This is a genomic window from Microbispora hainanensis, from assembly GCF_006874475.1.
GTDB lineage: Bacteria > Actinomycetota > Actinomycetes > Streptosporangiales > Streptosporangiaceae > Microbispora > Microbispora hainanensis.
Map to the genome: position 1 here is coordinate 13,105 of NZ_VIRM01000032.1, position 13,234 is coordinate 26,338.

Genomic DNA, 13,234 nt, shown 5'->3' on the forward strand with positions numbered 1-13,234 from the left:
GATGCACGTCACGCTGTTCCTGTCAGGCGCGGACTGTTCCTGTCAGTCGCGGACTGTGGCACGACGGTAGGCGAAGAGCGCGAACGCCACCAAGGCCACCCCCCAGGCGAGGATGCCGGCCGCGTCGGCCGCGTGCGGGGTCTCGCCCGCCGCGATCTGCCAACCGATGCGCGCGTAGTCGTACGACGGGGTCACGTGGGCGATGCTCTTCATGGCCGCGGGCATCATGCTCTCGGGGAACCAGAGCCCGCCGAGCAGGGCGAGCCCGAACATGCCGATCATCGCGACGGGCTGCGCGGTGTCGGGCGGCAGCAGGGATCCGATCGCCAGGCCGAGCGCCGCGAACGGAATCGTGCCGGCCCACATCGCCAGGATCAGCCCCACCCACTGCAGCGGCGACAGCGAGACGTGCTGGGTCACCACCGCGGCCAGGCCGACCAGCAGCAGCGACGGCAGCACCAGCAGCATCGAGGAGATCAGCTTCGTCAGGATGATGGCCCGGCCCGGCAGCGGGGTGATCTGGAGCTGCCGCAGCCAGCCGCTGTGCCGCTCCTGCGACCAGGGCACGGCCGTCGACATCATGGCGGCGGCCAGCGCGCCGTACGCCGCCATCGAGACCATCAGCAGGACGCTGCCGCGCAGCCCGGTCGCCTGGTCGGACTCCGACCCCCAGAGGTTGGAGTAGAGGAGGTAGAACCCGACGGGGAAGGCGACCACGAAGATGATGTAGCGCTTGTTGCGCAGCATCCGCAGCATCTCGACCTTGATGTAGTGCCGCATGGTCAGGCCTCCTTGGTGAGGGCGAGGAAGGCGTCCTCCAGGTCGGCCCCGTGGAGCTGGAGATCGCGGACGTCGAGGGTGGTCTTGCGATAGAGGGCGGCGACGGTGGCGTCGAGATCGGTGGTGCGCAGCGTGACCCGGCCGCTCTGGAGCTCCACGCCGGTCGTCCCGGGCAGGGCGTCGAGCCCGGCCACCGGCTGGTCGCCCAGCAGGAAGCTCACCGCCTGACCGGCGACGCCGGCCTTGATCTCGGCGGCGCTGCCGTCGGCGACGACCCGGCCGCGGGCGATCACGACGACCCGGTCGGCGTTCTCGTCGGCCTCTTCCAGATAGTGGGTGGCGAACAGGATCGTCCGGCCACCGGCGGCGTATGCCCGCATGTTGTCCCAGAACGTGCGGCGCGACTCGACGTCCATGGCCGCGGTGGGCTCGTCGAGCAGCAGCAGCCTCGGGCCGCCCGCGATGGCCAGCGCGAACCGCACCCGCTGGGTCTGGCCGCCGGACAGCCGGTCGGCCCGCCGCCGGGCGAGCTCGGTGAGGTCGGCGAGCCGGAGGATCTCCTCCAGCGGCAGCGGACGGGGATAGAGCCGCCGGACGAAGTCCACGGTCTCGGCCACGGTCAGCTCGGGGATCAGCGCGCCCTCCTGGAGCATCGCGCCGATCTCCCCGTCGGAGACCGCCGTCTCCGGCGTCGCGCCGAAGACCCGGATCTCGCCGGAGCTGGGCCGCAGCAGGCCCAGCAGCATGTTGATCGAGGTGGACTTCCCGGCCCCGTTCGGCCCGAGGAGGGCGACCGTGGCTCCGGCCGGGATCTCCAGGTCGAGGCCGTCGACCGCGAGCACGTCCCCGTATCTCTTGGTGACGTCGGTGAAGGCGATTGCGTTCATGCCTTCACGGTAGAGATCGGGCAGGTCCGATCATCAGTGCCGCGTCTCCGGCCTTCGCGATGACATTTGTCACCCGCCTCCCTCCCCGTACGAGAGGGGAGGGAGGAGACCACAGGGGTCGTCAGGCAACTCGTCTCAGGTCCATCTGGAAGTTCTGCCGCCAGGTCGCGCCGCCGTCGAGGGTGTACTCACCGACCTCGTGCCACGTTCTGCCGGTGAAGCTCAGCGTGTAGCGGATGGTGGGCCCCCCGGTCTGGAGGCTCCACTGGAAGAAGCGGTCGCCGACCACGGGCACGGACTCGGTGACGTGGCCCTGGGAGAACGCCTCCCACCGATACTGGCCGGTCTCGTCGCTGTAGCCGACGACCGCGAGCGCGGTGTCCACGATCCTGCGCGGGTCGGCCTTGTCCCGCCCCTGGCCCTCCACCGTGAGCACCTGGCCGCCCGCCTTGTAGGCCACCTTCTCCGTCTGGAGGAACTCCTGCCGTCCGGAGGCGGTGTCGACCCATCCCGAGCCCGCCCAGCGCCCGACCATGAAGTCGAGCCTGCGGATCGCGTCGAGTTGCGTCGCGGGGACGTCGGCCGCCCCCGCGCTGGTCGCCGAGCGCTCCGCGGCGACGGCGGGCGCGCCCGCCGCGAGGGTGAGCGCGCAGATCAACGGCACCAGCAGACGTGATAATCGCATCATGACGTGATCTTGACACACGGTGCGCCACGGCGACAGACCGTGGAAACGGCCTGGTTCAGAGGCGGCAGGCGAAGATCGCGGTGACCAGGATCGCCTTGGCGCCGATGTCCCAGAGCTGGTCCATCACCTGCTGGTGGCCCTTGCGCGGGACCATCGCCCGTACGGCCACCCAGCCCTCGCGGTGGAGCGGGGAGACGGTCGGCCCCTCCATGCCCGGGGTGATCGCGATGGCCTCGTCGATGCGCTCGGCCCGGATGTCGTAGTCGATCATCACGAAGTCGCGGGCCACGATCACGCCCTGCAGGCGGCGGATGAGCTGCTGGAAGCCGTTGGACTCGGGGGCGCCGGCCCGCTTGATCAAGATGGCCTCGGAGTGCGCGATCGGCTCGCCGAACACCTCCAGGCCGACGTTGCGCAGCGTCGTGCCGGTCTCCACCACGTCGGCGACCGCGTCGGCGACGCCGAGCCTGATCGCCGTCTCGACCGCGCCGTCGAGCTTGATGACCCGGGCGTCCACGCCCTGGTCGGCGAGGTGCTTGCCGAGCAGCCCGGCGTACGAGGTGGCGATGCGCAGACCGGACAGGTCGGCCACGCCGGAGTAGGCGCCCGGCGTCGAGGCGAAGCGGAACGTCGACCCGCCGAACCCGAGCGGCATGACCTCCTCGGCGGGGGCGCCGGAGTCGAACAGCATGTCGCGCCCGGTGATGCCGGCGTCGAGGGTGCCCTCGCCGACGTAGACGGCGATGTCGCGGGGGCGGAGGAAGAACAGCTCGCAGGAGTTCTCGGAGTCGACGACCACGAGCTCCTTGCTGTCCCTGCGCTGGCGGTAGCCCGCCTCCTTCAGCATGGTCTGGGCGGCTTCGGAGAGCGCGCCCTTGTTCGGTACGGCGATGCGCAGCATGAGTGGGAGATCCTTTCGAGCGGAAACGAGGTCGATGGTCGATCTGGGGCCGCCGTGGCGGCTACAGATGCTTGTAGACCTCGTCGAGCCCGATTCCGCGCGCCAGCATCAGGACCTGGACGTGGTAGAGCAGCTGTGAGATCTCCTCGGCCGCCCGGTCCGCCGACTCGTGCTCGGCCGCCATCCAGCTCTCCGCGGCCTCTTCGACGACCTTCTTGCCGATGGCATGGACGCCGGCGTCCAGGGCGGCCACGGTGCCCGACCCCGCGGGCCGGGTGCGCGCCTTCTCTGCCAGCTCGGCGTACAGCTCTTCGAAGGTCTTCATGGTCTCTCTCGCGTCGTGGGCGTGCGCCTTCAGGGTATCGGCCCCAGGGTAGTCGCGGGGGCGGGCCGCCGCGCCCCGCGTCCACCCTGCGAGATCGGGCCTGTCGCCCGGGCGGCTCAGCCGAGGATCTTCCTGGCCAGCCTGAGCTGGTCGAGCGCCTGCTGCGACTCGCCGCCCTCGTGACCGTTGAACGGCCAGACCGTGATGTCCTTGGGCCCGGCGTAGTGGTTGTAGGCCGCGAACACGGTCGACGCCGGGGTCACGCCGTCGCGCAGGGCGACGGAGAACCGGGCGGGCGTGGTGGCCCGCGCGGCGAAGTGCAGGCCGTCGAAGTAGTCGAGGGTCGCGAAGACGTCCTCGACCCGGGTCCTGTGGATCCCGCAGAACCGGCCCAGCTCGCCGTACGGCTCCTCGTCGGTGATCTCGACGGCGCGCCGGATGTCGCACATGAACGGCACGTTGACGAACGCGTAGGCGAGGTCGGGCACGAGCGCGGCGGCGGCCAGCGCCATGCCGCCGCCCTGGCTGCCGCCGGTCACCACGACCCGCCCGGCATCCACCAGGGGGTGTGACCTGGCCGCCTCGACCGCGCGTACGACGTCGGTGTAGAGCCGCCGGTAGTAGTAGTCGTCGCGGTCGAACACGCCCTGGGTGAGCTTGCCGGGGATCTGCGCGCCGTTGCCGCCCACCGGGTCGGGCGTGTCGCCCGAGCGCCAGGTGCCGCCCTGCCCGCGCGTGTCCATCACGAAGGTCGCGTATCCGGCGGCCGGCCACAGCAGCCAGTCGTGCGGCCGGCCGCGTCCGCCGCCGTACCCGATGTACTCCACCACGCACGGCAACGGGCCCGGCGCGCCCGCGGGCGCGATGAACCATCCCTTGATCGGATGCCCGCCGAATCCCGCGAACGTCACGTCGGCCACGTCGAGCAGCGCGAGGTCGGCCTCGTACGGCTCGAAGACGGCGTTCAGGTCGTGCGCGCGGGCCTCGGCCAGCGTGCGGTCCCAGAAGGCGTCGAAATCGGCGGGCTCCCGGCGCTCGGGCAGGTAGGCGCGCAACTGGTCAAGAGGCATGTCGACGAACATGGGGGCTCCCGTGAGGTGGTGGGCCTGGCTCGTGTACGCCGCAAGGTTACACAAGTGCACCGTTTCAGACTTCTGACCCGGTTAAGGGTCGTTCGCCGGGGTCCACCTCATCATCGTTGACCAATTTGAGCTGGGAAATCGCGCTGCGGGCGGCGTGACGTCCGGATCGGCGGGGCGAAACGCCCTCTTGAAACTAATCCGGTTTAGTGCTGGACTCTGCACGAATTCGAAGCGTGGGCGGTGCGCCGCACGGGCACGGCCTCGCGGCGGACCGCCTCTCGGGGGGCACGACATGTCAGTCGATCACTTTCCGTAGAGATCGGAGACGTCCATGCGACGAACGACGGCGGCCACCTGCGCCGCCCTGATCGCCGCCCTGATCGCCGCCCTCGGCGCGGGCTGCGCGACCAGCGGCACCTCGGAGACCGAGCAGGCCGACGCGAACGCCCCGGCCGCCATCACGTGGTGGTCCACCGGCGGCGACGACGAGAGCGCGGCCTTCCAGAAGGCGGCCGACCTGTACACCAGGTCGCACCCCAATGTGACGATCAAGGTGCAGACGCTGGCCTGGGACGACGCGTACGCCAAGCTGCTCGCGGCCTCGACCAGCCGCAGCGGGCCCGACCTCATCTCCGGCGGCATGACCTGGACCATCCAGTTCGGCCTGCGCGGCGGGATGGTCGACCTCCGCGCGTACGGCATCGAGCAGCTCCAGGCCCAGGCGCAGCCCGCCCAGTGGAAGTCGGCCGTCTCCCCCGACGGCACCATCTACGGCATCCCGCTCGACATGTCCACCGTGGCGCTCTACTACCGGACCGACCTGTTCGAGAAGGCCGGGATCAAGGAGCCGCCCAAGACCTGGGAGGAGCTCACCACCGACATCGGGAAACTCAAGAAATCCGGGGTGAAGACGCCGTTCAGCATCGACTGGGGCAACCTCGACTGGATCGGCTACTTCAACTTCCTCTACCAGGCGGGCGGCGCCTTCTACACGCCGGACTGCAAGCCCTCGCTCGACACCCCCCAGGCCGAGCAGGCGCTGTCGTACTGGATCGACCTGCACCGCAAATACGGCGCGCCGACCGACACGGTGACGACCTCGGACGCGCTCGACCAGGGCATCGCGATGGTCTACGGCGGCAACTGGAACGCCCTGGGCATCGACACCAGCAAGCCCGAGATGAAGGGCAAGTGGGCGATCGCCCCACTGCCGGCCGGCCCGGCGGCGCCCACGACCTTCATCGGCGGCCGGGCCGTCGGGGTCACGTCCTACAGCAAGCACATCCAGCAGGCGGCCGACTTCGTCAAGTTCCTCTACACCGACGAGGCCGTCGACGCGGTGACGGCGGAGTCGAAGGCCCGCAACGTCTCCTACATCCCGCCCCGCCCGGACAAGGTCGCCGACTCGCCGTTCACCCCGGAGCACGCGGCGGTGTTCGCGGAGATCATCAAGACCGGCGCGGCCGCGCCCGGATGTCCCGGCTGGGACGAGAGCGCGTCCGACGTGGCCAAGCAGTTCCAGGCCGCGATCCTCGGCAAGGCCGACGTGAAGACGGCGCTGGCCGAGGCCGCCAAGGTCATGGAGCGCAACGCCGGATAGCCGCGACGGCCGTGGCTCGCCGGTGACGCCTGACCACTCACCGGCCGCGGCCTCCGTCCTCCGCACTCGCCCGGGCCGGTGCCGCCCGACCCCGCACCGGCCCGGACCCGCCCACGGTTTCCCTCCGGATGGAGACGACATGGCAACCCACGCCGCCGCGCCCCGGCAACGGTGGCGCCGCTACGGCACCTCCTATCTGATGCTGCTGCCGTTCCTCGGCCTGTTCGCCGGCTTCCTCGTCTGGCCGCTGGCCAACTCGCTCTATCTCAGCTTCACCAAGTTCGACGGGGTGAACGCCCCGCGGTTCGAAGGCCTGGAGAACTTCCGGCGCCTGCTGTTCGACGACGACCGGTTCCGGCACGCCCTCGGCAACACCTTCATCTACGTCGTGGCGTCCGTCGGGATCGGCACGCTGCTGTCGCTCGGCCTCGCGCTGGCCTTCAACGGGTCGAGCTGGCCGCACCGCATCATGCGGACGATCTTCTTCCTGCCCTCGGTGACGTCGTCGATCGCCCTCATGCTGCTCTGGAAGTGGATCTTCAATCCCGGTGACTTCGGCCTGGCCAACACCGTCATCGCCTGGTTCGGCGGCAGGGCCGTCGAGTGGCTCGCCACCCCCGGGCTCACGGTCCCCATCCTCGTGCTCATGTCGGTGTGGGGCGGGATGGGCTACGGCATGGTCCTGTACGTCGCCGGGCTCAACACGATCCCGCAGGAGTACTACGAGGCGGCCCGCATCGACGGCGCCGGCACCTGGCAGCGGTTCCGCCGGGTGACGCTGCCGCTGCTGCGCCCGGTCACCACGTATGTGGTCGTGACCGGGCTCATCGGGGCCTTCCAGGTCTTCGAGGCCGTCTACATCGTGTTCCGGGGCACCAACAACATCGGCGGCGTGCTCGACTCGGGCCTGATGATCGTGCCCTACCTCTACGACCAGGGCTTCACGCACTTCAAGCTCGGCTACGCCTCGGCCGTCGCCTGGGTGCTCTTCCTGATCATCTTCGCCCTCAGCATGGTCAACCTCCGCATCGGCCGCGCCCTGAAGGAGCTGTGATGGCCGTCGCCCCCACGACCACACCGATCGTCGCCGGCCCGGCCGCCGCGCCCCGGCGGGCGCCCACGGCCGGGAAGGGCACCACCTGGCGCGGCCACCTGCTGCGCCTGCCGTTCTACCTGCTGTCGCTCACCATGATCGCGCCGTTCTACTGGATGCTGATCACGGTGTTCAAGCCGGTGACCGAGATCGACGAACAGCCGCCGTCGTTCGTGCCCGAGCACCCCACGCTGAACAACTTCTACGACCCCGGCTACTCGTCCACCCAGGTCAACCCGGGCCACCTGCAGGGCATCTTCCAGCGGTTCCAGGTGGACTTCGGGTTCGGCCGCTTCATGTTCAACAGCCTGGTGATCACTGTCGTGATCACGATCGGGTCGCTGCTGATCGCCTCGCTGGCGGCGTATGTGATCACCAAGCACCGGGTGCCGGGGCGACGGCTGATCTTCCTGCTGATCGTCGCCTCGATGATGGTGCCCTGGCAGACCACCCTGGTGCCGAACTACGTCATCATGCGCAACCTGGGCTGGCTGGACACCTACCAGGGCTACATCATCCCGGCGCTGGCCAAGGCGTTCGTGCTGTTCTTCCTGGTGCAGTTCCTCCACTCGATCCCGGACGAGCTCATCCAGGCCGCCCGGGTCGACGGCGCCGGGGAGTGGCGCATCTGGTGGCAGGTCGTGCTGCCGCTGCTGCGCCCGGCCCTCGCCGCGATGTCGATCTTCATCGTGCTCGCGGAGTGGAACAACTTCCTCTGGCCGCTGATCATCGTGCAGAGCGACGAGATGGCCAACATCCCTGTCGCGCTCGCCCGGTTGAACTCGTATTTCACCGGCGCGCAGAACCAGGGGGCGATCATGGCGGGCGGCCTGCTCGCCTCCCTGCCGTCGATCGCCTTCTTCCTCGCCTTCCAGCGCTACTTCACCCGAGGGATCGTGCTGAGCGGCCTGAAGGGCTGAACGGCTCACGCACCCGGGGAGGCGCGCCGCCCGCCACGGCGTGGGCGACCTCCTCCGGGTGCGTCAGCTGGGGGTGATGACCCGCGTCCGGGATCACCGTCACCTCGGCCCGCGGGAGCGTGTCCAGAAGGGCCCGTCCTTCCGGGCTCAGCGGGTCGCGCGACCCCACGACGACGTGCACGTCTCCCCGGTAGCGCGCCAGCCCGGCCCGCAGGTCCGCCCGCCACCGGGGCGACGCCGCGGCGGTCAGGAGCCGGGCGGTGGCCGCGGCGGCGCCCCGGCGCAGATCGGCCACGCTCGTGCGGAGAGCGGGCGCGTGTGCCGGATCCCCGGTGAGCCGCTCGGCCAGCGCCCGGGCGGAGACCCGGCCGAGATGCCAGCGGGCCAGGAGCCGGGGGACGGACGCCGAGCGCGCCTGGAGGAAGAACGGCGCCACCAGCGTGAGCCGTTCCACCGCGTCCGGCTGGGCGGCCGCGGCCTCCACCGCCGCCGCGGCCCCGATGGAGTGACCGACGAGGTGACGCGCGCCGGTCTCGGTGACGAGGGCGGCGAGCCAGGACGGCCAGTCGTCGCGGTCTCCCGCGCTCATCCCCAGGCCCGGCAGGTCGGCGGCGCGGGCCCGGCCCAGGGCCGTGACGACCGGCGCCCAGGTGTCGGCGTTGACCGGCAGACCCGGCAGCACCACCGTGGGCGCGGCCGGCTCGCCGAGCTCGAAGGTCCGCACCCCGCCCGGAGCGGTGAACCGCCTGCCGCCGGCAGGGGCGTCGCCGAACCGGCTCACGGCCAGGTGGTCGGCCCAGCGGCGGATCGTCGTGGCGGTGTCCGGCATGGCCAGGCCGTGACGGGCGGCGAAGGCACGCGCCGGGCCGGTGGGATAGCGGTCGCCCGACAGGAACGTCAGCGTCTCCGGATCGGCCCTCGTGAGCCCTCGGGGCAGGCGCCTCACCACGGCCACCGGCACCCGCGCCCGGGGCGCCTTGACCCGGTAGTGCGCCGCGACGAGCGCGACCAGATCGGGCAGCGCGGGCGTGTCGTCGTCCAGCAGCCAGTAGGACGCGCGCTCGGCGGTCTCGTCCACCGGCAGCAGGGTCATGAACCGGGCGAGGTAGTCGACCGCCACCACGGGCACGAACGTCCGCGCGTTCCCCGGCACCGCGGGGAGACCTCCCTGCCAGAGGTCGCGCAGGGTCGACGCGAGCCCGAGATACTGGCCGGCCTCGCCCGTGACGCTGTCGCCGATCACGCTGGCCGGATTGACGACCGACCAGGGAACGCCCAGCCGCTCCGCCTCGAACCGGAAGACGGCGTCCGCCTCCATCTTGGACGCCTCGTACGCGCCCAGGGCTCGGTAGGTCTCCCGCCGCCGCTCCTCGCTCCAGGGACGGGGGTCCTGGCCGCCCACGCGATAGCCGGAGACGTGAACGAGGCGGCGCAGCCGCGGCAGCCGCGCCGCGAAGGCGACGACCGAGCGGACGCTCTCGACGTTGGCGCGGCGGGCCTCGTCCGCCTGCATGCCGAACCGGTAGGCGCCGGCGCAGTTGTAGACCTCCGTGACGTCGCCGAGCGCCCCCTCGATCGGCGTCCCCTCGATCGGCGACGGCTGGGTGAGATCGGCCCCGAGATCGGCCGGGGCCTCGTCATGCCCGTGCTCGGCCAGCCAGCGGACGAGCCGCCCGTAGGACGCGCGGCTCCGGTTCGCCGTGCTCACCCGGACTCCGGCATGACCGAGCGCGAGGACCAGGTGGCGTCCGACGAAGCCGGTCGCGCCCAGGACCAGCGCGTGCCGGTCCCCGGGCGGCGGCACCTCTGCACGCCCTGCCCGGGCCGCCTCGCCGTCCGCGGCTGCGCGGTCTCTCTGGGCTGCGCGCTCTCTCAGGGCTGTGCGGTCGTCCGGGGATGGCCGGTCGCTGTGGAAGGCCGGCCGGGGGCCGGTCTCGGCTCCGCTGTTTCCGATCATGCGAGAAGACTAGACCGGTCTACATAGTTTGTGTCAACACGCCCCCAAATGCCACCGGGCCGCCCATAAGGACGGCCCGGTGGTGGTGCGGTGCTCAGTTCAGCATCGTGGTGAGGGTTCAGCGGCCGGTGAAACGGCCACCACGGCCGCGGCGTCCGCCACGGCCGGCGTCGCCGCCGTAGCCCCCGCGTCCGCCCTGACCGCTCTGGCCACCCTGACCGCCGTACGCGCCCTGACCGCTGTAGCCGGCCTGGCCGTGTCCGGTCTGGCCGCCGTGCCCACCCGTACGGCCACGGTGGTGACCGCCGCGGGACTCGCTGCGGCCGTCGGCCCAGCCGTCGCCGGTCCGGGGACCGCGAGACCGCTCGCCCTGGTCGGACCGCCTGCGCCGGCCGTCCCCGTCACCGGGGCGGTCGCCGCCGTGCCGCCGGCGGCCGGGCGCCCGGTCGTCCCGCGCGGATCGCAGCGGCCTGCGCACGTCGGGCTCCCACACCGGAACGGCCTCGCCGCTCGGCCGCCGGGCCCCGGCGATCTCGGCCAGGATCGGGTCACCCGGCGTCACCCGGTGACGGGACGGGGTCACCCCCGCCTTGCGGGTCATCGACTCGGCGGCGCGGCGCTCGCTCGGCAGGACCAGCGTCAGCACCACGCCGCGCTCGCCCGCGCGGGCCGTACGGCCGCCGCGGTGCAGGTAGCTCTTGTGGTCGGCCGGCGGGTCCACGTGCAGCACGAGGCTCACGTCGTCGACGTGGATGCCGCGGGCGGCGACGTCGGTGCACACGAGCACCCCGATCGTGCCCTCACGGAACCCGTCGAGGATGCGGGTGCGCTGGTTCTGCCGCTTGCCGCCGTGCAGGCCGCCCGCGCGGACGCCCGACCGGGCGAGCTGCTTCACGACGCGGTCCACGCCGTGCTGGGTGCGGACGAACAGGATCGTACGGCCGTCCCGGTTGGCGATCTCCGCCGTCACGTCCACCTTGTCGTCACGGTGCACCTGGAGCAGGTGGTGCTCCATCGTCTCCACTGAGGAGGTGGCCGGGTCCAGGGAGTGGATCACCGGGTCGGTCAGGAAGCGCGTGACCAGCGTGTCCACGTCGCCGTCGAGCGTCGCGGAGAACAGCAGTCGCTGCCCGTCGGCGGGCGTGCGGGCGAGCAGCGCGCTGACCACGGGCAGGAACCCGAGGTCGCACATGTGGTCGGCCTCGTCGAGGACGGTGACCTGGACGTCGTCCAGCGCACACTCGCCCTGCTCGATGAGGTCGGTGAGGCGGCCGGGCGTGGCGACGACGAGGTCGACCCCCCGGCGCAGGTCGTCGATCTGGCGGCCCATGGACATGCCGCCGACGACCGTGCGGGTGCGCAGCGACAGCCCGCGGCCGAGCGGTTCGAGGGCGTCGGCCACCTGCAGGGCCAGTTCGCGGGTGGGCACCAGGACGAGGGCCCGGGGGCGGCCGGGGCGGGCCTTCTCCCCCGCGATCCTGGTCAGGGTGGGCAGGCCGAAGGCGAGCGTCTTGCCGGAGCCGGTCTGGCCCCGGCCGAGGACGTCGTAGCCGGCGAGGATGTCGGGGATGGCCGCCCGCTGGATCGGGAACGGCTCGGTGATGCCCTGCCGGGCCAGCCCCGCCACGAGCGGCTTGGGCAGACCCAGCAGTGCGAACTCGGCGCGGGTCTCGGTGCCCTCACCGAGGTCAAGCATGGTCACGAAATCGTGCCTTTCGTAGAAAGAACGTGCCGGAACACGTGGGCGCGTCACTTCTGCGAAAGGACGAGCCGGTACACGTACGGCAAGCGAGCCGTACCAATCGGGGCGCCGGAGGCCGGAAGATGTCGTGGCCTGCGCCCGGGTGATGCCGTGAGCGCGTCCCGCAGAAGTGGAGACCGCCGGGTGGCGGCATCCCACGGACGCCCGACACTCACGTCGCACAAAGCAAAGCGAATAACAACTCTACGGCATTCCCGCGCCGCGGCGGCGATTCCGCGGCCGGACGGAGGCCGGGGCGCGCCGGGTCGCCGGCCCTGTGGGAGACGACCGGCCGGAACGCGTGTGTCCGGGGCGCGCGGCCCCGGACACACGGGTGACGGGACCGGATCCGGTCCGGCCGGTCAGACGTTGAACCCGAGCATGCGAAGCTGGTCGCGGCCCTCGTCGGTGATCTTGTCGGGGCCCCACGGCGGCAGCCAGACCCAGTTGATGACCACGTTGGAGACCAGGTCGGCGAGCGCCGAGTTGGCCTGGTCCTCGATCACGTCGGTCAGCGGGCAGGCGGCGCTGGTCAGCGTCATGTCGATGGTGGCGATGGGTCGCTCGCCCTCGCCGGCCGGGTCGAGGTTGACGCCGTAGACGAGGCCGAGGTCCACCACGTTGATCCCCAGCTCGGGGTCCACCACGTCCTTCAGCGCCTCGACCACGTCGTCGAGGGAGGTCTCCCCGTCGTACTCGCCGGTCGGCGTCTCGGTCACGGTGCCCGTCGGGGTCTCGGTCGGCTTGCTCACGTCGTCTCCTCACCTCGCGGCGCCCGCTGCGCGGCGCCGTACTTCCCAACGCGGCCGGGGCGGCCGGTCATCCCTGGCTCCTCATCAGCGCGTCCTTGTAGGCCATCCAGGCCAGCAGCGCGCACTTGACGCGGGCGGGGAACTTCGCCACACCGGCGAACGCCACCGCGTCACCCAGCACGTCCTCGTCGGGCTCCACCTGGCCCCTGCCCTGCATGAGCCGGGTGAACTCCTCCACCACGGACAGCGACTCCTCCACCGTGGAGCCGGTCGCGAGCTCGTGCAGCACCGAGGCGGCGGCCTGGCTGATGGAGCAGCCCTGGCCGTCGTAGGACACGTCGAGCACCTTGCCGCCGTCGGCCACCTTCACCCGCAGCGTCACCTCGTCGCCGCAGGTCGGGTTGACGTGGTGCACCTCCGCGTCGTACGGGTCGCGCAGTCCCCGGCCCTGGGGATGCTTGTAGTGCTCCAGGATCAGCTCCTGGTACATGGATTCACCGATCATGGC

At 71.3% G+C, this 13,234-nt stretch carries 13 protein-coding genes; 3 read left to right on the plus strand and 10 right to left on the minus strand.

Translation table 11 applies throughout. The annotated features are described in order from the left end of the window. Positions 1-42: 42 nt before the first annotated feature. From FLX08_RS24165 to FLX08_RS24190, 6 genes are all read right to left on the minus strand, one after another. Positions 43-780, minus strand: a complete 738-nt coding sequence (locus FLX08_RS24165) for an ABC transporter permease (protein ID WP_142621614.1) — start codon at positions 778-780, stop codon at positions 43-45. 2 nt (positions 781-782) lie between these two features. Then, positions 783-1,667 carry an ABC transporter ATP-binding protein gene (locus tag FLX08_RS24170; protein ID WP_142621616.1) on the minus strand — a complete coding sequence of 295 codons (885 nt, stop codon included), beginning with the start codon at positions 1,665-1,667 and terminating at the stop codon, positions 783-785. Positions 1,668-1,788: 121 nt separating this feature from the next. Further along, a complete protein-coding gene (locus FLX08_RS24175) occupies positions 1,789-2,355 on the minus strand; it encodes a hypothetical protein (RefSeq protein ID WP_142621618.1) in 567 nt (188 codons plus the stop codon). A 55-nt stretch (positions 2,356-2,410) separates the two neighbouring features. Continuing rightward, complete coding sequence (gene hisG / locus FLX08_RS24180) at positions 2,411-3,256, minus strand: ATP phosphoribosyltransferase (protein WP_142621620.1); 846 nt, start codon at positions 3,254-3,256, stop codon at positions 2,411-2,413. 61 nt (positions 3,257-3,317) lie between these two features. After that, on the minus strand, positions 3,318-3,581 hold the full coding sequence (locus FLX08_RS24185; protein ID WP_030507281.1) for a phosphoribosyl-ATP diphosphatase: 264 nt from the start codon (positions 3,579-3,581) through the stop codon (positions 3,318-3,320). 116 nt (positions 3,582-3,697) lie between these two features. Continuing rightward, positions 3,698-4,663 carry an acetylxylan esterase gene (locus tag FLX08_RS24190; RefSeq protein ID WP_142621622.1) on the minus strand — a complete coding sequence of 322 codons (966 nt, stop codon included), beginning with the start codon at positions 4,661-4,663 and terminating at the stop codon, positions 3,698-3,700. A gap of 331 nt (positions 4,664-4,994) precedes the next feature. Between FLX08_RS24190 and FLX08_RS24195 the strand changes: the two genes are divergently transcribed. From FLX08_RS24195 to FLX08_RS24205, 3 genes are all read left to right on the plus strand, one after another. Beyond that, on the plus strand, positions 4,995-6,263 hold the full coding sequence (locus FLX08_RS24195; protein WP_142621624.1) for an extracellular solute-binding protein: 1,269 nt from the start codon (positions 4,995-4,997) through the stop codon (positions 6,261-6,263). A 139-nt stretch (positions 6,264-6,402) separates the two neighbouring features. Beyond that, positions 6,403-7,317 (plus strand): carbohydrate ABC transporter permease, encoded by a 915-nt coding sequence (locus FLX08_RS24200; protein WP_142621626.1) that lies wholly within the window; start codon positions 6,403-6,405, stop codon positions 7,315-7,317. Continuing rightward, positions 7,317-8,276: a carbohydrate ABC transporter permease gene (locus FLX08_RS24205; RefSeq protein ID WP_142621628.1), complete on the plus strand. Its 960-nt coding sequence runs from the start codon at positions 7,317-7,319 to the stop codon at positions 8,274-8,276. The genes FLX08_RS24200 and FLX08_RS24205 overlap by 1 nt, the downstream gene beginning before the upstream one ends. Here the strand turns inward: FLX08_RS24205 and FLX08_RS24210 are convergent. The 4 genes from FLX08_RS24210 to sufU form a co-directional block, all read right to left on the minus strand. Then, on the minus strand, positions 8,239-10,233 hold the full coding sequence (locus FLX08_RS24210; protein WP_142621630.1) for an alpha/beta fold hydrolase: 1,995 nt from the start codon (positions 10,231-10,233) through the stop codon (positions 8,239-8,241). The two genes, FLX08_RS24205 and FLX08_RS24210, sit on opposite strands and share 38 nt — an antisense overlap. A gap of 118 nt (positions 10,234-10,351) precedes the next feature. Beyond that, positions 10,352-11,929 carry a DEAD/DEAH box helicase gene (locus tag FLX08_RS24215; protein ID WP_142621754.1) on the minus strand — a complete coding sequence of 526 codons (1,578 nt, stop codon included), beginning with the start codon at positions 11,927-11,929 and terminating at the stop codon, positions 10,352-10,354. A gap of 407 nt (positions 11,930-12,336) precedes the next feature. Then, on the minus strand, positions 12,337-12,726 hold the full coding sequence (locus FLX08_RS24220) for a metal-sulfur cluster assembly factor (RefSeq protein ID WP_142621632.1): 390 nt from the start codon (positions 12,724-12,726) through the stop codon (positions 12,337-12,339). Positions 12,727-12,793: 67 nt separating this feature from the next. Then, on the minus strand, positions 12,794-13,231 hold the full coding sequence (sufU, locus tag FLX08_RS24225; protein WP_139573119.1) for a Fe-S cluster assembly sulfur transfer protein SufU: 438 nt from the start codon (positions 13,229-13,231) through the stop codon (positions 12,794-12,796). Positions 13,232-13,234: the final 3 nt, after the last annotated feature.